Raw genomic sequence first — 20934 nt, 5'->3', positions numbered from 1 at the left:
AGAAGCTGCGCGGCCACGGCACGCTGAGCGAGGAGAATATCCAGGCGGCGCTCCGCGAGGTGCGGCTGGCCCTGCTGGAAGCGGACGTCAACTTCAAGGTCGTCAAGGATTTTGTCGAGAACGTACGGGCAAAGGCGGTCGGCACCGAGGTGCTGCAGAGCCTGACCCCCGGCCAGCAGGTGGTCAGGATCGTCCACGACGAACTGGTGGCCGTGATGGGCGGTCACGAGGACAACAGCCTCGACCTGGCGGCAAAACCGCCGGTGGCCGTCATGATGGTCGGCCTTCAGGGAGCCGGAAAGACCACCACCTGCGGCAAACTGGGCAGACATCTGAAAGGCCTAAAACGCAGGCCGTTGCTGGTTCCGGCCGACATCTACCGGCCCGCCGCCATCGAACAGCTCGCAACCGTAGGCCGCCAACTCGGCCTTGAGGTTTTCAACTCCTCGGCCGACCAAAAGCCGGTTGACATCTGCACCTCGGCAATGGCGTTCGCCGAGCTGAACGGGTACGACACGGTCATCCTGGATACCGCCGGCCGTCATCAGATCGACGACTTTCTGATGAACGAACTGGCCGAGATCAAGGCCGCCGTTCTTCCCCGCGAGATCCTGTTCGTGGCCGATGCCATGACCGGCCAGGAGGCCGTCAACGTGGCCGGCGGCTTCAATGAACGCCTGGACATCACCGGTGTGGTGCTGACCAAGCTGGACGGCGACGCCAAGGGGGGCGCGGCCCTTTCCATCAAGGCCGTTACCGGCAAGCCGGTCAAGTTCGTGGGCCTGGGAGAAAAGCTGGACGCCCTGGAGGTCTTCCACGCCGACCGCCTGGTATCGCGAATCCTTGGCATGGGTGACGTGCTTACCCTGGTGGAGAAGGCCCAATCGGTCTTTGACGAGAAAGAGTCGGCCCGCCTCCAGCAGAAACTGAAGAAGAGCCAGTTCGACCTGGAAGATTTTCTGGCTCAGCTCCAGCAGATCAAGAAAATTGGGTCCCTGGAATCCATCATGGGCATGATCCCCGGCATGGGCAAGATGATGAAGCAGATGCAGGGCGCCCAGCCGAGCGAGAAGGAGATGAAGCGGATCGAGGCCATCATTCGCTCCATGACCCCGGCCGAGCGTGCCAACCACGGCATCATCAATGGCAGCCGCCGCCTGCGCATCGCCAAGGGGAGCGGCACCAGCGTTCAGGAGGTCAACCAGCTTCTGAAGCGTTTCACCGAGGCGCAGAAGGTGGTCAAGCAGCTGCAGAAACTCGGCCCCAAGGGGCTCCTCAAGGGCATGGGGGGACTCGGCAGGGGCATGTTACCGTTTGGCTAGGACACGTATCACTATTTCATACACAAAACGCATCGAGAAAGAATCAGGAGGAATCACCATGGCAACAAAGATCAGGCTTGCCCGGGCAGGCGCCAAGAAAAGACCGTTCTACCAGGTGGTCGTCGCCGACGAGCGCAGCCGCAGGGATGGGCGTTTCATCGAAAACATGGGGACCTATGACCCCACCAAGAATCCCGCCGTGTACAAGCTGAACGAGGAGAAGATCGTGGCATGGCTCGGCAAGGGCGCACAGCCGACCGACACGGTCAGGCAGATTCTCAAAAAGGCCGGAATTCTGGACAAGGTGGCACAACCCACCGCATAGCGTATCCATTCTATCTCCGGTACGCCGGATATTCCACATGAGCTGAGGATACCGACATGAAAGCACTTGTTGAAACCATTGCGAAGGCCCTCGTCGATGACCCCACGCAGGTTCAGGCGGGCGAGGAGATGGAAGAGGACACCCTGGTCATCAAGCTGACCGTCGCAAAGGAAGATATGGGGCGCATCATCGGGAAGGAAGGTCGAACCGCCAAGGCCATTCGCACCATCCTCAATGCCGTTTCCACCAAGGATAACAAGAAGGCTGTGCTCAAGATTGTGGAATAATGCCTGAGTCGGACGCGCTGATCCCGGTGGGGAAGATAATCGGTGCCCATGGGATCAGGGGACAGGTCAGGGTGTATTCCTACTCGGGCAACCTGGAAAGCCTCCGGGCTGCCCGCAGTGTTGTCCTGAAATCACCGCAAGGGGATATGAGCGAGGTCGCCCTCAAGAGTGTCATCCCCCATAGCGGGAAGATCATCCTAGGACTGAAGGACTTCAACGACATCAACCAGGTTCTGCCGCTCGTTGGCAGCGAGGTCTGCCTGCTGCGCAGCCAACTGCCGGAGCCGGAAAAGGACGAGTATTACTGGCGGGACTTGATCGGACTTGAGGTCGTCACCACGGACGGGGCGGTGATCGGGTCCCTCGTTGACATCTTCGAAACCGGCAGCAACGACGTCTACGTGGTGCGGAGTGGTGAACGGGAATACCTGATTCCTGCCGTGGCCTCCGTTATCAGCAATGTTGACCTGGAAAGCGGCAAGATGACCATAACCCCGCTGGAAGGGCTTCTGGATCTATGAAGTTCGACATTCTGACCCTTTTCCCGGGGATGTTCAGCGGGCCTTTCGACGAGAGTATCATTCGGCGGGCCAGGGAAAAACAGCTCATTGACATCAGGCTGCACAATATCCGCGACTATGCCACGGATCGCCACCAGACGGCCGACGACGCGCCCTACGGCGGTGCTCGGCAACCTCTTCGGCACCCTGGAGCGGACCCGGTACCTGTTCCGGGATGCCCTGGCCGATATTCACCGTCTCGTGGAGCTGAAGATCAACCCCGTTGCCGCACTTAAGAATCCTCTCGGCTATCTGGGCGTGCCGCGGGCCGCACTGCACCTCCTCCCGAAAAAGGTTTCCCGGGGGGCGATCCTTGCCAACCGGACCACGGTCGACCAGCTGCCGCAGCTCAGATCATGGCCCATGGACGGCGGCCCCTTCGTTACCTTGCCGCAGGTCTATTCGGAGAGCCCTCTTCGCCCCGGGTTCCGGCATTCGAACCTCGGGATGTACCGGGTGCAGCTTGCCGGCAACCGCTACCGCCCGAACGAAGAGGTCGGCATCCATTACCAGATCCACCGCGGCATCGGCGTTCACCACGCCGAGGCGATCGAGCGGGGGCTCCCGTTCCGGGTGAGCGTCTTCGTCGGCGGCCCTCCCTCCCTCACCGTCGCCGCTGTGATGCCTCTCCCCGAGGGGCTTCCGGAGCTCTCGTTCGCCGGGCTCCTCGGCGGGAGACGGATCGAGATGGTCACCTCCCCCGGGGGAGGGCTGCCGATGCCGGCCGAGGCCGACTTCGTCATCACCGGCACCGTCGATCCGGCGAAGACCCTCCCCGAAGGCCCCTTCGGCGATCATCTCGGTTACTACAGCCTCGTCCACGACTTTCCAGTCCTGCGGGTGGAGAACGTCTGGCACCGCGACGGCGCCATCTGGCCCTTCACCACTGTCGGCCGTCCTCCCCAGGAAGATACCACCTTCGGTGCCTTCATCCACGAGCTGACCGGGCTCCTCATCCCCGAGGTCCTGCCGGGGGTGCGCGCGGTCCATGCCGTCGATGCCGCCGGCGTCCATCCGCTGCTCCTGGCCATCGGCTCGGAGCGTTACGTTCCGTATGCGCCGGCGCGCACCCCCCGAGAACTCCTCACCATCGCCAACGCCATCCTGGGGAATGGCCAGCTCTCCCTCGCCAAGTATCTCTTCATTGCCCCCCACGAGGACAATCCTCCCGACCTCCACCACATCGACGAATTCCTCCGCTTCATGCTGGAGCGGGTCGACTGGCGTCGGGATCTCCACTTCCAGACCCGCACCACCATCGATACCCTCGACTACTCGGGAAGCGGTCTCAACGAGGGATCGAAGGTGGTCGTCGCCGCCGCGGGGGAGAGGCGCCGCCAGCTGCCGACCGAACTTCCCCCGGGGCTGAGGCTTCCGGACGGCTTCGGTGAGCCCAGGCTCTGTCTTCCCGGCATCCTGGCGGTGCAGGGGCCGGCTTATATCGACGGCCGGGAACCGGCGCGGTTTTGCGCATTCTTCGCCCCGGATGACCCGATCAACCGCTTTCCGCTGGTCGTCATCGTCGACGACAGCGACTTCGCCGCCCGGACCCTCAACAACTTCCTCTGGGTGACCTTCACCCGGTCGAACCCCGCGTCGGACATCTACGGGATCGGTGAACTGACCCGCGCCAAACACTGGGGATGCGAGGGGGCGCTCGTCATCGACGCCCGGGTCAAGCCCCATCACGCACCGCCGCTGGAGGAGGTGCCGGAGGTCGAGCGGAGCGTTGACCTCCTCGGCGCCCCCGGCGGGCCGCTGCACGGGATCATATGAAGCGGTACCTCCCATACTTATCACCGAAGGAGTGAACGAGAACCTTGCATTCCCTTCAATCTTCAAGCAGCAAACGATTTGTCTTCTTCATTACGGCGGGACTGCTCCTGTTCCTGGCGCTGGTCCCCGCGGCCCGGGCCCAGGAGAGCTTCGTCAGGTATCCCCTCCTTCCGTCCGGCTACTCCTCCATCAGGGTCTTCGATCGTCACGGCCGGTTCGTGGGGCGGATACTCCCGGAAAAGCGCTACTGGGTCCCCATCGACCGCATTCCCGCCTTCCTGCAGAAGGCGCTGGTGGCTGTCGAGGACGCCCGCTTCTACGAGCATGGGGGGATCGATCTGCGGGGGATTGCCCGGGCCCTGGTGAAAGACGTGGTCAAGGGGAGGCTGGCCGAAGGGGGATCGACCATCACCCAGCAGTTGATCAAGAACAAGTACCTTTCCGGGGAGAAGAGCTTCGAACGGAAGATCGAGGAAGCCCGGATGGCCATGGAATACGAACGCAAATACACCAAGAAGCAGATCCTGGAGATGTATTTCAACGAGATATACTACGGCAACGGTGCCTGGGGGATCGCCCAGGCCGCCCGGATCTATTTCGACAAGAACCCGGAGGAACTGACCCCTGCCGAATGCGCCCTGCTGGCCGGGGTGCCCAAGAATCCGGGGCGCTACAACCCCCTTGGCAAGCCGTCCCGGGTCGTTGCCCGGCGGGACGTGGTCCTCAATCGGATGGTGGAACTGAAGATGATCACCCCCCGCCAGAAAAAGAGCCTGAGGTCCCGGCGCGTATCCGTGGTGCAGCGCAATCAGGCGCCGTACTACCTGGCCCATGTCCAGAGCGGGCTGATTGCGAGGTTCGGTCCGCAGATCATCGACCGTGGTGGGTTGGAAGTGACCGCCGCCCTGGATCTGAACCTGCAGAAGCTGGCGGAGAAGAGCCTGAGCGAAGGGGTCAGGCGGGTTTCTCCCCAGCTCCAGGGGGCGTTGGTTTCCCTGGACCCCGCCACGGGAGATGTGCTGGCTGCTGTAGGGGGGGCCGATCTGGCGAAGGGGTATGACCGGGCCTTCCTTGCCAGGCGTCAGCCCGGCTCGGCCATCAAACCGCTTATTTACGCCGCGGCCCTGGAAAAGGGGGTAGTGGCGAGCAGCCTCTGGGATGACACTCCGGTCGCCTACAACCGGGGTAACAATCAGCTCTGGACGCCGATGAACTACGGCAGGGAGCAGTATGGGGAGCTTTCGCTCAGGCAGGCCCTGGCGTACTCCAACAATGTCATAGCAGTGAAACTGCTTGAGTCGATCGGGGTCCCCTATTTCGTCGATTTCGCCGCAAGGCTCGGGTTGCCGCTGCGCCAGCACAACGATCTCTCCCTGGCCCTCGGCACCGACGAAGTCACCCTGAACGAACTGGTAACGGCGTACACCTCCCTGGCCAATGGAGGGGTCCGTTCCGGATCGAGGACCATCATCCGTATCTACGACCGAAGCCGCCGGGCCTGGGAGGAGAATCCTCCGGCGGAGACCCCGGTTCTTTCGCCAGGCGCCGCCTTTGTCACGACCCAGATGCTTAAGGACGTCCTGGCGTACGGCACCGCCAAGACCCTGAAGAAGTTCGGCCAGAAACACTTCGCGGCCGGGAAGACCGGCACCACCGATGACTATCGGGATGCCTGGTTCATCGGCTACACCCCCCGCATGATAACCGGCATCTGGGTGGGATACGACAGGCCCCGGCCCGGAGGGAAGGGCTTCACCGGCGGGGCTGTCGCCGCACCCATCTGGGAACGCTTCATGGGCCCGGCCCTGGCCGCCCAGCCGGCCGTCGATTTTCAGAAGCCGGATACGGTCGTCTCGCTCTCAATCGACCCCGCGACGGGGTGCCCGGCATCGGCCGACTCTCCCGAAAAAAGGGATGAGTTCTATATCGCGGGGACCCAGCCGGCCGACTGTTCCAAGCCACCTCCCCCGGACTTGCCGCCGCCGAAAGGAGAGGGGGAGGGGCCCGGCGCGGAGACGGGCGCTACGAAGCAAATGGAAGAGTGACAGGGAGGGATACGGCTATGATCAAATTTATCTCTGGCATGGTGCTCTGTCTGGTTGTTACTGCCGTTGCGGCCTTCGCCATGGAGAAAGTGGAACCCCCAGCATCCTGCCAGGTGTGCGGCATGAACAGGGGGGATTTTGCCCGCGGCCGGGTGCTGATTACCTATGCCGATGGGACTGTCGTCGGGACCTGCAGTCTGCACTGCGCTGCCATCGCCATGGATGAGCGGTCCGGCAAGAAGATCGCATCGATCAGGGTGGCCGATTTCCAGAGCGGCAAACTGATCGATGCCCAAAGGGCGGTATGGGTGATCGGCAGCAAGATGAAAGGACCCATGGCCGGTGTGGTGCAGCTGGCCTTTGCCGGCAACCAGGAAGCCCGGGCATTCGTGAAGAAAAACGGCGGCGTTGTTGCCACCTTCGAACAGGCCTTGAAGCTGGCGGGAATGGAAAGTACCCTGGACGATCATTGATCGGGGGTATGAAGGGGAAAGGCCTCGGTGTCAGCGATACTTCTTCATCAGTTCGAACGCCCGTTTGACCCGGGTGACGATCCTGATCGGCTGGACCGGCTTGGCGATGAAGTCGATGAACCCTGCCTCCAGGGCGCGCTGTTCGTCCTCTCCGGTTGCCTTGGAGGTGAGGAGGATGATGGGGATCTCGGCGGTGGCGGGATTCGCCCGCATGGCGCGCAGAAGACCGAAGCCGTCCATGCGGGGCATGACCGAGTCGCAGATGAGCAGATCGGGCTTCTCCGTCACCGCGCACTTGAGGCCGTCTACCCCGTCGTTGGCCACCAGGACGTCGTATCCCTCCTTCAGAAGCGCCACCTGGATGATGGTGGCGATGGGCGCCGAATCCTCCACCACCAGCACCTTCAGCCGTTCCGTGTCCTTGATCTTGCCGTGGAGGTAGTGCTTCTCGATGGCGATCTGCAACTCCTGGCGGGTGGCGAGCACCGGAATCACCTGCAGGCGGTTCTTCTTGGCGAGGAAATCGATCGTCTCCTGGTCGAAGGGGTCGTTGATGGCGAGCGCCAGCATGTTCTCCTTGGTCTTGATCGGAAAGACCAGCCTCTGGACCGCCATGTCCTGCGGCACCAGGGCCAGCAGGTCGGCGGGGAAGGAGAACTCGGCGAACCCCTTGACCGTCCGGAAGCTGAACTGCTTCGAGAGGGCGTCGATGAGTTCTTCACCGGTGATGACCCCCATCTCCTCAAGAACCTGCCCCAGCCTCTTGCCGCTACCCCGCTGCCGCTCCAGAGCCCGTTCGAGCGTCTTCGTGGTGATGATTCCCGCCTCTACCAGCAGGTCTCCGAGTTGTTTCTTGTCGGCCATGTGAAGGATACTCCATAACTTCCGGGGGAAGGTCTCCATCCTTCTTTACCACAGAGTTCCCCAGTTTTTCTACTGCTGAGTGGCTGGAGGATTCATTAGTTTTATCGGCTGCAGGGTGCAAAACTTTAGGGAGAAGGCGTGGGAATGCTTCAGTAAATTGTTTGCCCAACGAAAAAAGGCCCCTGAAAGGGGCCTCGTTGCAGGGGGGGAAGGAGGGAAGGTCAGTGGATGTGCTCTTCCGGATACGCTCCGATGTGGTGGATCGAAAGGTCGGCACCGGCAAACTCCTCCTCGTCCGATAGCCGGATCCCCACGGTCTTGCTGAGAACTCCGTAGACCAGGAAACCGTTTGCCAGCGCAAAGATGATGGCGGCGACGGTGCCGAGGGTCTGGGAGATGAGCGATACGCCTCCCATGCCGCCGAAGAGCGGCTGGCCGAAGATACCGGCGGCGATCCCGCCCCAGGAGCCGATGACGCCGTGAAGCGGCCAGACGCCGAGCACGTCGTCGATCCTGAGCCGCTCCTGCTCGAAGTGGAAGCCGTAGACGAAGATCAGCGAGGCGACGATGCCGGTGACGAAGGCGCCGAGGGGGTGCATCAGGTCGCTCCCCGCGCAGACGGCGATGAGACCGGCCAGCGCCCCGTTATGGACAAAGCCGGGGTCGTTCTTCCCGGCCACGAGGGCGGAGAGGACGCCGCCGACCATGGCGAGGAGCGAGTTGACCGCCACGAGCCCCGAGATGTTCTGGAGATGGCCGGCGCTCATGACGTTGAAACCGAACCAACCCACCGCCAGGATCCAGGAGCCGAGCGCCAGGAACGGGATATTGCTGATCGGGAGCGGATGGGACTTGCCCCTGACATACCTGCCGGCACGGGGACCGAGGAAGAGGATCGCCGGAAGGGCGATCCAGCCGCCGATGGAGTGGACCACCACGGAGCCGGCGTAGTCGTGGAACTCGGTTCCCCCGACGCTCTTGAAGAAACCCTGGAGAAGCGAGGCGTTCTTCCCCCAGATCAGGGACTCGAAAACCGGGTAGGTGATGGCGGCGAAGATCGCCCCGGCGAACACCTGGGGCCAGAACTTGGCCCGCTCGGCGATGCCGCCGGAGATGATGGCCGGGATGCAGGCGGCGAAGCAGAGGAGGAAGAAGTAGTGGACGAGATCGTATCCCTGGGTGGCGCCGAGGAGATCCTTGGCCGGAACGAGGAAGGAGATGCCGTAGGCAAGGGGGAAGCCGACGAGGAAGTAGGCCACCGTCGATACCGACCAGTCGGTCAGGATCTTCACGAAGGCGTTCACCTGGCTCTTCTTGCGGACCGTTCCCACTTCGAGAAACGCGAAGCCGGCGTGCATGGCGAAGACCATGACCGCACCGAGCATGAGGAACAGAACGTCGGTGCTGTTCCTGAGACCTGTCGCCATTGACAGAGTGTCCATCGATATTACCTCCATTGGTAATCTGCTCTCTTTAAACCCGCCATTGGGGAGAGCTGTCCCGCGACCTTAGCAACCTTTCTGCCAACTGCCTAACCCGATGAAATTACATGACCACCGGGGTGCTCCTTTTTCGTGTCTGCCTTTTTGTTGGGCAGCGGTGCCTTGTAAATGGGCACGGATGGGGAAAATAGAGGTTGACGGTTTGGGGGTTACATTGTAAATTCGCGCGGTTAAAAGAAAAAGCGGCGTTTCTGCCGCGACCCGGGATCCTCGTGCCTGCCAAGACCGCCCTCATCTACTCACATGATTTCGAGCGCTTCAGCTACGGCGACGATCATCCGTTCAAGATCCAGCGCTTTCTTCTCGCCTTCGAGCTCATGCGGCAGTATGGGCTCACCGATGTACCGCATGCCGCTCTGATCGACTGTCCCCCCGCGGCGGAGGAGGATCTCCTCTCCTTCCACGCCCCCGACTATCTGGCCCGCCTGAAGGAGTTCAGCGGCTCGGACGAACCCCGGGCCGATTTCCGCTACGGGCTCGGCGATCTGGACAATCCCGTCTTCCGCGGACTCTACGACTGGGCGCGCCTCGGCACCGGGGGGACCGTCGAGGCGGCCCGCCTGGTCACGGAGGGGGGATACGACATCGCCTTCAACCTGGCGGGGGGATGGCACCATGCCCATCGGGCCAAGGCATCGGGGTTCTCGTACCTGAACGATGCGGTGGTCGCCATCAACCGGCTCCTGGTCAGGGGGCTGAGGGTCGCGTACCTCGATATCGACGCCCACCATGGCGACGGGGTCCAGGAGGCTTTCTACGACACCGATCGGGTGCTGACCGTTTCGATCCATGAAAGCGGCATCTATTTCTTCCCCGGCACCGGATTCGAGAACGAGATCGGCAGCGGCCGGGGGGAGGGATATTCGGTGAACGTCCCGCTGGTGGCCCACGCGGACGATGCCCTGTTCATGAAGGCCTTCGACGAGGTGGCCTATCCGCTGATCGCAGCCTTCAACCCCGACGTGCTTGTCACCCAGCTCGGCGCCGACACGTTCCGGACCGATCCCCTTACGCGGCTTGAGATGACCACCCACAGCTACTCCTACATCCTCCGCAAGCTGAAGGCCCTGAAGATCCCCTGGGTGGCGGTGGGGGGAGGGGGGTACAACCTGGTGAACGTCGCCCGGGCCTGGACCATCGCCTGGGGAGTGATGAACGGCGTCGAGCTTTCGCCGCGGCTTCCCGGCACATTCGTGGAGATCATCGCCCCGATGGGGCACGAAAACAGGATGCTCCTCGACGCCATGCACTGGGCCGAGGAGGACGACCGGAACCGGGCCCTGGACGCGGTGGAGAGGAGCATCGCCGCCATCAGGGAGAACGTGTTCCCGATCATCATCGGACGGTACGATGCGGCTTGCGGGGAATGAGGCGCTGGTGGCTAGCGGCGGGAGGCCGCTCCACTCCCTCCGGGAGATCAACGCCCTCGGCTCGGAGGAGAAGGAGCGGATCTACGGCACGTTGCTCCCGCCCCGCCTCCTGGCGTATCTCGACATTGCCCCGGACTCCCTGCGTGGCCGGGACGGCCTGAAGCGGGTCGAGGTCATCGCCCCCGAGGGGATCGGTATCGTCCGGCTGGAGGTGAAGGCCCATCCCTCCCAGCGGGACACGGTCTTTTTCCTCGAACTGGCCGACACCCAGTTCCGGCAGATGGAGCTCGCGTTCTGCATCATCGCCGATCCGCGCTCTCCCCGCTTCGATGTCGACCGCGACAGCGAGGGGCGGGACAACCTGTTCGCCTCCCTCGGCAGGAACCGCCGGGAAGAGGAACGCGCCATGAAGGCGGGGTTTTTCCCCAATCAGACCCGGCGGGGGCTGCAGCTGTTCGGTGAGTTCTTCGTGCTCTTCGAGCGCTTCGTCGATGCGCTCGGGATGGAGATGATCGTGGCCGAGCCACTGACCTACGACAACGCCATCCGCTACGAAAAGTACGGTTTTGACTACCTCACCGGCAAGCGGCTAATGCTTGAGATCGACCGGGAGTTTCAGCCCGGTGGCGTTCTTTTCCGGCGCCTCGACGGCTCCTCCCCCTTCCGGATGCCGGGGATGGAGCGGACGGTGCGCGGGCGGAGCTGGGCGATTCACGACGGGATCATGGACGAGCCATGGGACGGGGTGAGGATCTACAAGATGGTGGGAGTGCATGCCGGGGTCGATACCTTCCCCGGCAGGGAGCCTGAAATGGAGGAGGTGCGAGGATGATGGCGCAACGGGCAGACCTTACCCCGATCAGGGGAATGAAGTATTACTATCCGCCGGACGATGCCGAGCTTGTTTTCAAGGACGGCACCGCCCGGGTTTCCTATGGCGGGCTTTCGATCCCGCTGCTGGACGAAGATTACGAGGCCCTGGAGGGAGAGCCTTCCTACGACGTCGTCGGACGCGGCATCTATCAGGCGCTGCGGGCCAACCCCGACTGCTCCTTCTGCGAGCGTTACGCCGCACTCCTGAGGGATGCCTATCCCCACTACCTGGCCGAACTGGCGAGCAACGCCATCATGCTTGACGGCAAGGACGTGGAGGTGCCATACCTCGACCGCAAGATCAACTGCCTCAAGGTGCTTGCGTTGCTGGAACCGGAGAACGCCGGTCTTCCCCTGGAAATCGGTAAGACCTTTCTTGACCGGGGACTGCGGCTTTCGGCGCTCCATCTTTCCACGGTAAGCCTCTATCGCGCCGAGCATTTTCTCCGCCGTGCGGTCTCCTTCGCACCCGAAGATCGGAACGCCCGCCGGCTGCTGGGAGAGGTCTGTTACCTGCTCGGGAAATACGGCGATGCGGCGGGGCTGTGGCGTGATATAGTTGCAGGGTCCGGGCCGGCGGACGCCGGCGGCCTCGCCGGGCGACTGGCGCGGATTGAAGAGGGGCGGCTGCCGCTCATTCCGACCGTCGACTACCTGGAGGCGGTCGGCGTGGCCTTTTCCCAGTTCCAGGCCGGTGATTTCGAGGAATCCCTGGCGATTCTGCAGGATGTGGTGCGGGATCCAGTGTTCCGGGAGGAATTTGCGGTTGCCGAGATCCACAGCGTCATGGGGAAATGTTTTGCCGAGCTCGGCATGCCGAAGTACGCCGAAGAGGAGTTCCGCGAGGCATTGAAGATCGATCCGGATCATGAGGAGTCCCGCTCCCGGCTCGCACACCTGACGGAATAGAAGGAGAGGCGCCGTGTTCGGCTTCAGTATTGCAGACTGGATTTTCATTGCACTCGTCATGGTGACCATATTCGTCTGTGTCGCCATCAGCGACATGAGGAAGAGCAAGAAATGAACGACGAAGAGCGCGATTTGACGGAAGGTGACGAGGAACGCCGCCCCCTCGGCCTGGTTCTCCTGACGGGACTCTACCTGTTTTTCTTCCTGGTCACCGCCTCGACCTATGGCCATCCGTTTCCGTTTCTGGGGAGAATTTACGTGGGAACTGCGGCCAAGGTCCTGGTATTCGCCGACAGTCTCGTTTGCCTCTACCTGTTTCTCGGCCTCGTGAAGCGGCAGTTCATGACCTGGTACCTTCTTATCTGCTACAACCTCATCGAGATCGTGAATACCGTCGTCAACCTCAACGTCATCTCCCTGGCGGAACTGGAGCGGGTCGTCGGCGAGCACATCGACCACGATGCCCTGGTCGTCAACAACATCGCAAGTGCACTGGCGATCCTGTTGCTGACGCAGTACATCTACCGTCACCGCCGCTTTTTCACAAACCGGAAACTCTACCTTTTCTGACCTGGTAGTGGAGGTTGCGGTCGCCGGCCGCCTCTGGTATCATGGCGGGCCGTCGTCGTCGGTATGCCGGTGGCCAAGGAGCGCATGTGTTTCTGAAAGCACTGATGGAATCGAAAAACGAAGGGGGAGGGCTGCTCACCAAGCTGATGCACGGCCTTGCCGGTTCCATCTTCCACGACAGCGGCGCCGGCTGAAGGATCGACCTGAGCGACACCCGGGGGGTGTCGATACGGATAGAGCATCTCAACAAGCGTTTTGGCGAAAAGCATGTCCTGCGGGATGTGAACCTGGAAATCCGGGCCGGAGAGACCTTCTGCATCATCGGGCCATCCGGCACCGGGAAAAGCGTCCTCCTCAAGCATATCGTGAAGCTGGAAACTCCCGACGACGGCGAGATCTACATCGACGATCAGCCGCTTTTTGCCCGGGAGAACCGACACAATCTCCACGATTACCGTTACAGCATGGTCTTCCAGTCCTCCGCCCTCTTCAACTCCCTGACGGTGGGGGAGAATGTGGGGCTTTGGCTCCGGGAGAAGCGGGTCTGCAAGGAACCGCGCATCAGGGAGATCATCCGCGAAAAGCTTGCGCAGGTGGGGCTCGAAGGGACCGAGGATCTCAGGACATCGGAACTGTCGGGGGGGATGAAGAAACGGGTTGCCATTGCCCGCTCGCTGGCGATGAATCCCGACCTGATCCTGTACGACGAGCCGACTGCGGAGCTCGACCCGGTCACCACCGATGAGCTGGCCAACACCATCCTGAGCCTCAAGGAGTCGACGAAGAATACGACGGTCATCGTCACGCACGACCTGAACTTCGCCCTCTACGTCTCCGACCGCATCGCCATGATGCACGCCGGAACCATCGTCGGGGTCGGCACTCCGGCCGAAATCAAGGCAAGCAGTGATCCGATCATCCGGGGATTCATCTACACGACAACCAAGGGGATCAAGGGGGAGTAGCAGCCCCTCGCCCCGCCAGCCAAGGGCAGCTCCATGAACGAGAAACCGAAGACGAGCACCGTCCTGCTTGCCGCCGTCGTCTGCGTCCTCCCGCTACTGGCCGCCTGTGCCGCAATCAAGCAGGATCGCCCCCTTCTTCCGGTCCGGGAATACGAGCGGATGATCGTCGGTCGCCTCGACGCCGAATATGTGGGGACCGACAACTGCGTCTCCAAGTGTCACCAGCACGAAAAGATCACCGACGACTTCAAGCATAGTGTCCACGGGGAGCAGATCAAGCCGGAGACGGGGCTGCCGCTGGTGAACTGCGAGTCGTGCCACGGACCGGGAAGCCTCGCCGTCGAAAATATCTCCGATGATGTCGCGCAGAACGACGAGAAGAAGGTCAAGTGCGACACGAGCAAGTTCCTCGATATCAAGAATCTCCCCACCCCCGCCCAGTCCCTCATCTGCCTGAAATGCCATTCGGCCGCCTCGACGCCGAGCCTTGCCCTCTGGAACGCCAGCATCCACGCGCTGAACGATGTGGGGTGCTTCGATTGCCACAAACTCCACAAGGGTCCCCGGCAGAAGGTGAGCCGCGAGGAAATGGCGGAGATGTGCTATGGCTGCCATCCCGAGATCAGGGCGGAAAACAGCCTCTTTTCCCATCATCCGCTGCGGGAGAAGAAGATGGCGTGCGTCGACTGCCATGAACCCCACGGCTCCACCCAGTCCCACCTCCTCAAGGGGAACACGGTCAAGGAGCTGTGCACCCGCTGCCACATGGACAAGCAGGGGCCCTTCGCCTTCGAGCATGGCGACGTCACCGATAACTGCGCCAACTGCCACACCCCCCACGGCTCCGTCAACAACAATCTCCTGAATGCGGCGATGCCGTTTCTCTGTCTCCAGTGCCATGCGGGGCACGTGGTCGGTTCGGATGTCATCGCCAACGGTACGCCGCTGTTCAACAACCGTTGCACCGATTGCCACTCGCAGATCCACGGCAGTGACGTCCCGACTGACACCGTGAAGAAGGGGGTCTTCCTCAAATGACCGGTACCGGCTCCCCAGCGGAAGGGGTATAACTGTGATGAGGCTTATGTCGCGGCAGAAGGTATTGGTGCCCCTTACCATTTTGTTCCTCCTCGGAGTCGCCCCGGCCCGGGGTGAGGAGCCTGTTGCCGCCGGAAACGACGAAGCGGCCGCAGTGGAGGATGCCGGCAGCGAAGCGGAAGCCGTGGAACCGCTGGCCCTCTCTCCGTACGATACGGAAGTCGAAACCCACCGTTCCTTCGATGTTTCTGCCGGATACCGTTTCGTCGAAACCGACGGTTACGGTGGCAGGGCCGCCGAGTACGAGTATCTCCGTCCGAGTGTTACCGGCGCCGCCCATGCGGCACATCTGGGGAAGGACCTCAAGCTGGATATCGACGGCGCCTACCTCAACAGCAATGACTACCACGCCACCCTCGACTTCGATTATGCCGGGTACTACCGGCTCGATTTCCGGACCGAATCGCTCTTCCACAACCTGGACCACGAAACGTCTCCGCTGCCCCCTTCCCTCTTTATCGATGCGGCCCCCCTGGATCGCTACGGCATCACCACCCGGCAGGATGCCCTTCATTTCCGGTACAAGCTGCGCGATTATCCGATCCATCTCAATCTGAGCCACTGGCTCATCGATCGGGAGGGGAGCGCCCAACTCCGCTTCGCCGATTTCTCTTTTGAGAACCTGGGGGCTTCGTCGCTTCATTCCCAATCGCGGCGGATCGACCGAACCACCCAGGAAGGAACCGCGGGGTTCGATGCCCATCTGGGGCCGATCAACCTCCTCTACCAGTTCCAGATCAGGCAGCACGACGAGCGGGGGGGGACTCCTGCCGATACCTTCATTGCCCAGCCGGGTCCGGTTGAGCATAACGAAAACCCCGACAGCCGCTTCTATTCCCATACTGTCAGGCTCTATTCGTCCCTGGCCGGAGGGATTACGGGGGCCGCTTCCTACTCCTACGCGCGGAGCGAAAACCGTTCGTCCCTCTCTACCGTGATCGGCGCCGACCAGGCGCGGGACACGCTGCAGAACGCGGCGGGGGATTTCACCTATGCCCCCTGCGCCTGGTTTGCGACTGCCGTCAGATACCGGCACCAGGAGATCGATCGCGAGCGTCCGTCAACCCTCGTCGTCCCTTCACTTACGGGGGGCGTGGCGAGCGGCCGCCCTCTTTTCGACACCGTGCGCGACATCATCTCGGCCAATGTCACGATCCGGCCCAACACCATCCTTTCGGTAAACGGCGAGTACCGGGGGAGTTTTCTCCGTCGGAACGGGGTGGGGGCGGAATGGAACCTCCCCGAGAATTCCGCCACCCACAGCGCCACCCTGACCCTCCTGCTGCGTCCCTTCAAGGGGTTGCGGCTCAGGGGGCTCTATGGGTACTCCACGACGGACAACCCCTCATACGGAACGTCGCCGGAACAGAAACATGAAGGACAAATCCTTGCCTCGTACACGCGCAACGGGCGCTGGGGGGCCACCGCCGACTACCGGATCTCGCGGGAATGGAACGACAGCATCGCGCGTTCGACCCAGCCGTTCGATGGCAGCCCGTCCATCACCTACGTCCTCCCCACAGCCCGGGTCATGGCCCATGCCGCTGCCGGTCTCTGGGTCAGCCCGACGGAGCGTCTGGTCCTAAGCGGTCACTTTGGGTTCCTCCGCAACCGCTCCGATCAGGCGGTGCTCTTCGCGTCCGTGCTCAACGGGTATCAGGCTGCCTCCGATTACGTCTCCCAGGGAGAGCTCTACTCCCTGAATGCCACCTACCGTGCGACCGATTCCGTCGATCTCTCCCTGGCGCTGCAGGAGCTTCATTCCCGCGCCGAATTCAAGCCTGCGGCCACGACCGACGGGGGATTTTCGACAGCCGGCGTCCGGGAGCTGAGCCGTGTCAGGACCATCGAGCGCTCCCTTTCTGCCCGTGCCGACTACCGGGTAACCAGGCACCTCTCTTGTGCCCTCGACTACTCTTTCCGTGATTACGATAACAGGGACGGCACCTTGGGGGAAGGAACCGTTCACGTCGTCTCGGCCTCGGTCAAGACGATATGGTAAACAGGGCGACCATGGGGGTGACGCGTTTCATTGCAATCCTGATCCTGGGTATCGTGACGCTCTGGGACGGGAGTGCGTCGGGGGGGGGGAAGGTGGTGGCCACGGTGCTGACCAGCGACCTGCCGCGCTATAAAGAGGCTCACCACGCCTTCGTGAGGGCGCTTTCCGCCCGCGGCAACGAGCTGGAAATCATCACCCAGACCCCGAATCCCGATCCGATCTCGTGGGCGAATACCCTCAGGAAATTCAATGCCGTCAGACCCGATGTGATTGTCACCTTCGGCGCCCCCGCGACCCTGGCCGCCGTTCAGGAAACGGACAATATTCCAATCGTCTTTGCCGACGTCTATGGCCCGGTGGAGACCGGCCTGACGCGAAGCATGACCAGGACGGGGAACAATCTCTGCGGGGCAAGCTCCAAGGTCCCCGTGGCGACGCTCGTCAGGAGCATGATGGAAATCCGGCCGGTTAAGACCTTCGGCATCCTTTACAACAATCGGGAGGCGGGAGCGATCGTACAGCTCAAGGAGCTCAAGCGCCTCGCGGCGCAGCATGGTTTCCAGGTGGCGGAGGCCAACGTACCCAGCGCCGCCGGGCTCGACGCGGCCCTCAATCATCTCGTTGCCCGGTCGGACTGCCTCTTTGTCACGGAGAGTTCGGTGGTGGGGAGGCAGATCGACAGGGTCATGCGCAGGGCAAGGGAAGCACGGCTCCCCGTCATCTCCACAGTCCCCGACGCCTCGGAGAAAGGGGCCCTTCTCTCGCTGGAGGCAAGCCCCGCCGAGCAGGGGCAACTCGCCGCGGAGTTTGTGGTCAAGGTTCTCGGGGGGAAGAAGCCCGGCGAGATGCCGATTGCCTCTCCGCACAGGGTGGAGCTGGTTGTGAATCTGAATGCGGCGAAGTTGCTGGGTCTCCAGGTCCCGTTCCGAACCCTGAGTGTCGCCACCAAGGTGCTCAGGTGATACGGCACAGACCCCGATTGTGACGAAGCGGAGGCGGGCAACGGTTCCGATCCCCTGAGCAGGGGGCGGATTTCTGGGACGAGTGCAGCAAGAGGTACTAATGGGCAAGATTCTGATCGTTGACGACGACAAGGCGTTTTCGCGGCTCCTGAAGAGCTATATCAAGCGATACTATCCCATCCTGAGCGTCCAGGTTTGCTCTGATCCCGTGCGGGCACTTTCATTCATCAGGAAGGGGGACCTGGACCTGCTGCTGGTGGATTACGAAATGCCGGTGCTCGATGGCGAAAAAGTGGCGAACTACGCCCGGCAGGTCGGCATCGACAAGAGCCGGATCATCATCCTTTCGAGCCGCGAGGCCGACTTTCTTCACGAGCAGTTTCCCCTGGGGACGTGTCTGGCGGTCATGAACAAGTACGAAACCGCCCAGAAGGCGGTGCTTGACATGATCTTCAACTCTCTGCAGCGCAAGGCGGCGGCGAACGCCGGTTGATCGGGAAAGGATGGCCATGGCAAAGAAAGAGATGACGGTGGTGTTCTATCGGCAGAACCATAAGCGGGACAACTGGCGCGTCGACATCGACGGAGAGGCGGCGAACCGGTTTTTTGCCGAATTCGCGGAAGATCTGTCGCGGTTCGGGATTGTCCTGAAGCGCGCCGCCAATGACGTCTTCACGATCGATATCAACAGCTACGCCGACCTTCTCAACTCGGTGAGAATTTCCTCCCCTGCAGATGGTTTTCACAGCGTCTGCGTCGGGCATGTCATCGGCAAGAGCGAGAACCTCAGCCTTTTCGAGGATATCAGGCGGGCAGTGACCCGCATCGCCTTTGCCCCCGAAACGGTTCCTCCGGAGGACCATAACCGGAAGGTATGCCACAACTGCGGCTGTGGATGCTGAAGGGGGGACGGTTACTCGGGGTGGGGAGTCGGTGCGGGGATGATTGCAGCCGATGGGGCGCCGTTTCCAAGGGTGAGTACGGCGTAGCTCGGCTCTTCGCACCCTTTCTTGAGACAACCGGGGTTTATGAAGAGGATGCCGTCGATTTCTTCGATCGAGGGGAGGTGGGTGTGGCCGTAAAGGACGATATCGGCCTTTACCTCATGGGCCCGTTTTTTGAGCCGTTCCTTCCCTGCCTTGACGTTGTACAGGTCTCCGTGGGTGATGAGGATGCGGCATCCCTCCAAATCGAGCGTCACCTCGCGGGGGTAGCGTGAGGTACAATCGCAGTTTCCGCTGACCTTCACGACGGTCCTGCCGGTCACATCCTCAAGGAAGCAGGCATCGTCCGTTTCATCGCCCAGATGCACGATATGATCGGCGTCGCCATTGGCGTCAACAATGCTGAGGGCCAGGGTCTGATTGCCGTGGGTGTCCGAGAGGATTACGACTTTCATGAGAAGCATTCTGGGATAAAACAGTGTCTATGGTCAACATCTTTATCGAGAAAAATCACTCATGTAAACCCTGTATAAATTCGATTCCGGCAGGGGGTGGGACCGGCGGCGGGAGTCCCTGCAGGGGGGTGGCATGAAAAAGAACCACATAATAACCGGCATCGTCATTGCCGTGGCGCTCTTGATGTTGTTTGCCTTCTCGGTGCAGGTGGCGCGGCTGATCCTGGGGGACTCCCTGGGTGTCATGACCAGCGAGGAGGGGGTCGGTTACCTGGAGGTGAAGGGACCCATCATCGACTCCGAGGAAACGATCAAGCAGATCCAGGAGCTGAAAAAACGGTCCAACGTCAAGGCGGTGGTCTTCCGGATCGATTCCCCGGGCGGTGTCGTCGGGCCGTCCCAGGAGATTTACGCGGAGATGAAGAAGCTTGCCGCCGCGAAGAAGGTGGTGGTTTCCATGGGGAGCATTGCCGCCTCCGGCGGCTACTACATAGCGGTTCCCGCGACGACGATCTATGCCAATGCGGGATCCATCACCGGCAGTATCGGTGTCCTGATGAAGATGTCGAACATCGAGGGACTCCTCGGTAAGGTGGGGCTGAAGGCGTTCACCATCACCAGTGGCCGGTTCAAGGATGTCGGCTCGCCGCTGCGCAAGATGACCCCGGCAGACCGGGCAATCCTGCAGGGAATCATCGACAATCTGCACGGGCAGTTCGTGAAGGCGGTGGCCGAGGGTCGGAAGCTGCCGGCCGACACGGTACGGAAGCTGGCAGACGGCCGGGTTTACACCGGCGAGCAGGCCCTGGCACTACACCTCGTCGACCGGATCGGGACGCTCCAGGATGCCATTGCGGAGGCGGGACGACTGGCGGGGATCAAGGGAGAGCCGAAGCTGATCATGCCGCCGAAGAAGCGAAGTCTGCTGCGGGATCTGCTCGTGGAAGGGGTGAGCAGCGTCGTCGGCGAGGCGTCGCGTCGCGATAGCGGCTTCAGCGTCAACTATGAGCTGAATGGCGGCGCCAACTGAGGTGCCGGGTCCGGCGCCCGCAGAGGAGTAGATGGAACTTCAGCGCCTGGAGACGAAAGAGAAGGCAGGTCTTGTGGTCGTCATCACCGGCAACGGGAAGGGAAAGACCACGTCGGCGCTCGGGCTCTGCCTCCGGGCGGCGGGACACGGCCTCAGGGTCTGTCTCATCCAGTTCATGAAGGGTGATCTGTACGCGGGGGAGATCGACGGGCTCAAGCTCCTGCCGAACGTGGAGCACCATCTGACCGGCAAGGGATTCTGCGGCATCCGCGGAAACCCTTATCCGTTCCGGGAACACCGGGCCAACGCCCAGGATGCGATCAGGCTGGCCGGGGAAAAAATCGCTTCCGGGGCGTTCGACATCGTCATCCTCGACGAAATCAACAACACCCTCAAACTCAAACTCGTCGACCTTTCCCAGGTCCTCGGCCTCATCGACGCGAAGCCGCCCCTCACCCACCTTGTCCTGACCGGGCGCGACGCCCACCCCGAGGTGATCCGGCGCGCCCATACGGTCACGGAGATGTTGGAAATCAAGCATGCCTTCCGACAGGGGATCGAGCCCCAGAAGGGGATCGACTACTGATCCCCCTTAACGGATT

At 61.9% G+C, this 20934-nt stretch carries 22 protein-coding genes and 1 pseudogene; 20 read left to right on the top strand and 3 right to left on the bottom strand.

The annotated features are described in order from the left end of the window. The 8 genes and pseudogenes from ffh to M6689_RS02805 all read left to right on the top strand — a co-directional run. The coding region (gene ffh / locus M6689_RS02840) for a signal recognition particle protein (RefSeq protein ID WP_298267573.1) at positions 1 to 1322 on the top strand (1322 nt) is incomplete at its 5' end. 58 nt (positions 1323 to 1380) lie between these two features. After that, on the top strand, positions 1381 to 1647 hold the full coding sequence (rpsP, locus tag M6689_RS02835; protein WP_298267571.1) for a 30S ribosomal protein S16: 267 nt from the start codon (positions 1381 to 1383) through the stop codon (positions 1645 to 1647). Positions 1648 to 1703: 56 nt separating this feature from the next. Continuing rightward, positions 1704 to 1934, top strand: coding sequence for a KH domain-containing protein (locus tag M6689_RS02830; protein WP_298267569.1), 231 nt, complete (start codon positions 1704 to 1706; stop codon positions 1932 to 1934). Next, the gene (rimM, locus tag M6689_RS02825; protein WP_298267567.1) at positions 1934 to 2455 is read left to right on the top strand and encodes a ribosome maturation factor RimM; all 522 of its coding nucleotides are present in this window, start codon (positions 1934 to 1936) and stop codon (positions 2453 to 2455) included. Before M6689_RS02830 ends, rimM begins: the two co-directional genes overlap by 1 nt. Continuing rightward, positions 2452 to 2619: pseudogene (locus M6689_RS02820) on the top strand (tRNA (guanosine(37)-N1)-methyltransferase TrmD); the annotation flags it as partial. The gene rimM and the pseudogene M6689_RS02820, both read left to right, overlap by 4 nt. Then, complete coding sequence (locus M6689_RS02815) at positions 2573 to 4270, top strand: UbiD family decarboxylase (protein WP_298267564.1); 1698 nt, start codon at positions 2573 to 2575, stop codon at positions 4268 to 4270. The pseudogene M6689_RS02820 and the gene M6689_RS02815, both read left to right, overlap by 47 nt. A 101-nt stretch (positions 4271 to 4371) precedes the next feature. Then, entirely contained in the window at positions 4372 to 6315 is a 1944-nt protein-coding gene (locus M6689_RS02810) for a transglycosylase domain-containing protein (RefSeq protein WP_298267577.1), read from the top strand. Positions 6316 to 6332: 17 nt separating this feature from the next. Further along, on the top strand, positions 6333 to 6788 hold the full coding sequence (locus M6689_RS02805; protein ID WP_298267562.1) for a nitrous oxide reductase accessory protein NosL: 456 nt from the start codon (positions 6333 to 6335) through the stop codon (positions 6786 to 6788). Between the two features lie 30 nt (positions 6789 to 6818). Here the strand turns inward: M6689_RS02805 and M6689_RS02800 are convergent, their stop codons facing one another. Beyond that, entirely contained in the window at positions 6819 to 7652 is an 834-nt protein-coding gene (locus M6689_RS02800; RefSeq protein ID WP_298267560.1) for a response regulator, read from the bottom strand. A gap of 221 nt (positions 7653 to 7873) precedes the next feature. Further along, complete coding sequence (locus M6689_RS02795; RefSeq protein ID WP_298267558.1) at positions 7874 to 9094, bottom strand: ammonium transporter; 1221 nt, start codon at positions 9092 to 9094, stop codon at positions 7874 to 7876. A 272-nt stretch (positions 9095 to 9366) separates the two neighbouring features. Here M6689_RS02795 and M6689_RS02790 point away from each other — a divergent pair, with 272 nt between their 5' ends. The 10 genes from M6689_RS02790 (at position 9367) to M6689_RS02745 (ending at position 18805) form a co-directional block, all read left to right on the top strand. Continuing rightward, the gene (locus tag M6689_RS02790) at positions 9367 to 10524 is read left to right on the top strand and encodes an acetoin utilization protein AcuC (RefSeq protein ID WP_298267556.1); all 1158 of its coding nucleotides are present in this window, start codon (positions 9367 to 9369) and stop codon (positions 10522 to 10524) included. Next, positions 10505 to 11356 carry a hypothetical protein gene (locus M6689_RS02785; protein ID WP_298267554.1) on the top strand — a complete coding sequence of 284 codons (852 nt, stop codon included), beginning with the start codon at positions 10505 to 10507 and terminating at the stop codon, positions 11354 to 11356. Before M6689_RS02790 ends, M6689_RS02785 begins: the two co-directional genes overlap by 20 nt. Further along, the gene (locus M6689_RS02780) at positions 11353 to 12306 is read left to right on the top strand and encodes a hypothetical protein (RefSeq protein ID WP_298267552.1); all 954 of its coding nucleotides are present in this window, start codon (positions 11353 to 11355) and stop codon (positions 12304 to 12306) included. The genes M6689_RS02785 and M6689_RS02780 overlap by 4 nt, the downstream gene beginning before the upstream one ends. Positions 12307 to 12417: 111 nt before the next feature. Continuing rightward, positions 12418 to 12876, top strand: a complete 459-nt coding sequence (locus M6689_RS02775; protein ID WP_298267550.1) for a hypothetical protein — start codon at positions 12418 to 12420, stop codon at positions 12874 to 12876. A gap of 197 nt (positions 12877 to 13073) precedes the next feature. Beyond that, positions 13074 to 13841 (top strand): ABC transporter ATP-binding protein, encoded by a 768-nt coding sequence (locus M6689_RS02770; protein WP_366949719.1) that lies wholly within the window; start codon positions 13074 to 13076, stop codon positions 13839 to 13841. A 33-nt stretch (positions 13842 to 13874) separates the two neighbouring features. Next, positions 13875 to 14879 (top strand): DmsE family decaheme c-type cytochrome, encoded by a 1005-nt coding sequence (locus M6689_RS02765; RefSeq protein WP_298267546.1) that lies wholly within the window; start codon positions 13875 to 13877, stop codon positions 14877 to 14879. A gap of 67 nt (positions 14880 to 14946) precedes the next feature. After that, entirely contained in the window at positions 14947 to 16941 is a 1995-nt protein-coding gene (locus tag M6689_RS02760; protein ID WP_298267544.1) for a hypothetical protein, read from the top strand. Then, positions 16935 to 17903, top strand: a complete 969-nt coding sequence (locus M6689_RS02755; protein WP_298267542.1) for an ABC transporter substrate-binding protein — start codon at positions 16935 to 16937, stop codon at positions 17901 to 17903. The genes M6689_RS02760 and M6689_RS02755 overlap by 7 nt, the downstream gene beginning before the upstream one ends. A gap of 100 nt (positions 17904 to 18003) precedes the next feature. Continuing rightward, positions 18004 to 18396, top strand: a complete 393-nt coding sequence (locus tag M6689_RS02750) for a response regulator (protein WP_298267540.1) — start codon at positions 18004 to 18006, stop codon at positions 18394 to 18396. A 16-nt stretch (positions 18397 to 18412) separates the two neighbouring features. Further along, positions 18413 to 18805, top strand: coding sequence for a hypothetical protein (locus M6689_RS02745; protein WP_298267538.1), 393 nt, complete (start codon positions 18413 to 18415; stop codon positions 18803 to 18805). Positions 18806 to 18816: 11 nt separating this feature from the next. Here M6689_RS02745 and M6689_RS02740 read toward each other — a convergent pair whose 3' ends face one another. Continuing rightward, on the bottom strand, positions 18817 to 19302 hold the full coding sequence (locus M6689_RS02740) for a metallophosphoesterase (protein ID WP_298267536.1): 486 nt from the start codon (positions 19300 to 19302) through the stop codon (positions 18817 to 18819). A 133-nt stretch (positions 19303 to 19435) separates the two neighbouring features. On the opposite strand from M6689_RS02740, the gene sppA reads away from it, so the two are divergent. Together sppA and M6689_RS02730 are read left to right on the top strand one after the other, a co-directional pair. Then, on the top strand, positions 19436 to 20332 hold the full coding sequence (sppA, locus tag M6689_RS02735; RefSeq protein ID WP_298267534.1) for a signal peptide peptidase SppA: 897 nt from the start codon (positions 19436 to 19438) through the stop codon (positions 20330 to 20332). 31 nt (positions 20333 to 20363) lie between these two features. Next, positions 20364 to 20918 (top strand): cob(I)yrinic acid a,c-diamide adenosyltransferase, encoded by a 555-nt coding sequence (locus M6689_RS02730; protein WP_298267532.1) that lies wholly within the window; start codon positions 20364 to 20366, stop codon positions 20916 to 20918. Positions 20919 to 20934 lie beyond the last annotated feature (16 nt).

Origin of the sequence: Geobacter sp., assembly GCF_027327745.1 — a bacterium.
Lineage (GTDB): Bacteria > Desulfobacterota > Desulfuromonadia > Geobacterales > Geobacteraceae > Geobacter.
This window is presented reverse-complemented; position numbering and strand designations above follow the sequence as displayed.

What these genes read in the sequence shown, in the direction of transcription:
- rpsP (WP_298267571.1), top strand. Translation starts at nt 1,381, where the DNA reads ATGGCAACAAAGATCAGGCTTGCCCGGGCAGGCGCCAAGAAAAGACCG.
- M6689_RS02830 (WP_298267569.1), top strand. Translation starts at nt 1,704, where the DNA reads ATGAAAGCACTTGTTGAAACCATTGCGAAGGCCCTCGTCGATGACCCC.
- rimM (WP_298267567.1), top strand. Translation starts at nt 1,934, where the DNA reads ATGCCTGAGTCGGACGCGCTGATCCCGGTGGGGAAGATAATCGGTGCC.
- M6689_RS02815 (WP_298267564.1), top strand. Translation starts at nt 2,573, where the DNA reads ATGCCACGGATCGCCACCAGACGGCCGACGACGCGCCCTACGGCGGTG.
- M6689_RS02805 (WP_298267562.1), top strand. Translation starts at nt 6,333, where the DNA reads ATGATCAAATTTATCTCTGGCATGGTGCTCTGTCTGGTTGTTACTGCC.
- M6689_RS02800 (WP_298267560.1), bottom strand. Translation starts at nt 7,652, where the DNA reads ATGGCCGACAAGAAACAACTCGGAGACCTGCTGGTAGAGGCGGGAATC.
- M6689_RS02795 (WP_298267558.1), bottom strand. Translation starts at nt 9,094, where the DNA reads ATGGACACTCTGTCAATGGCGACAGGTCTCAGGAACAGCACCGACGTT.
- M6689_RS02785 (WP_298267554.1), top strand. Translation starts at nt 10,505, where the DNA reads ATGCGGCTTGCGGGGAATGAGGCGCTGGTGGCTAGCGGCGGGAGGCCG.
- M6689_RS02780 (WP_298267552.1), top strand. Translation starts at nt 11,353, where the DNA reads ATGATGGCGCAACGGGCAGACCTTACCCCGATCAGGGGAATGAAGTAT.
- M6689_RS02775 (WP_298267550.1), top strand. Translation starts at nt 12,418, where the DNA reads ATGAACGACGAAGAGCGCGATTTGACGGAAGGTGACGAGGAACGCCGC.
- M6689_RS02765 (WP_298267546.1), top strand. Translation starts at nt 13,875, where the DNA reads ATGAACGAGAAACCGAAGACGAGCACCGTCCTGCTTGCCGCCGTCGTC.
- M6689_RS02755 (WP_298267542.1), top strand. Translation starts at nt 16,935, where the DNA reads ATGGTAAACAGGGCGACCATGGGGGTGACGCGTTTCATTGCAATCCTG.
- M6689_RS02750 (WP_298267540.1), top strand. Translation starts at nt 18,004, where the DNA reads ATGGGCAAGATTCTGATCGTTGACGACGACAAGGCGTTTTCGCGGCTC.
- M6689_RS02745 (WP_298267538.1), top strand. Translation starts at nt 18,413, where the DNA reads ATGGCAAAGAAAGAGATGACGGTGGTGTTCTATCGGCAGAACCATAAG.
- M6689_RS02740 (WP_298267536.1), bottom strand. Translation starts at nt 19,302, where the DNA reads ATGAAAGTCGTAATCCTCTCGGACACCCACGGCAATCAGACCCTGGCC.
- sppA (WP_298267534.1), top strand. Translation starts at nt 19,436, where the DNA reads ATGAAAAAGAACCACATAATAACCGGCATCGTCATTGCCGTGGCGCTC.
- M6689_RS02730 (WP_298267532.1), top strand. Translation starts at nt 20,364, where the DNA reads ATGGAACTTCAGCGCCTGGAGACGAAAGAGAAGGCAGGTCTTGTGGTC.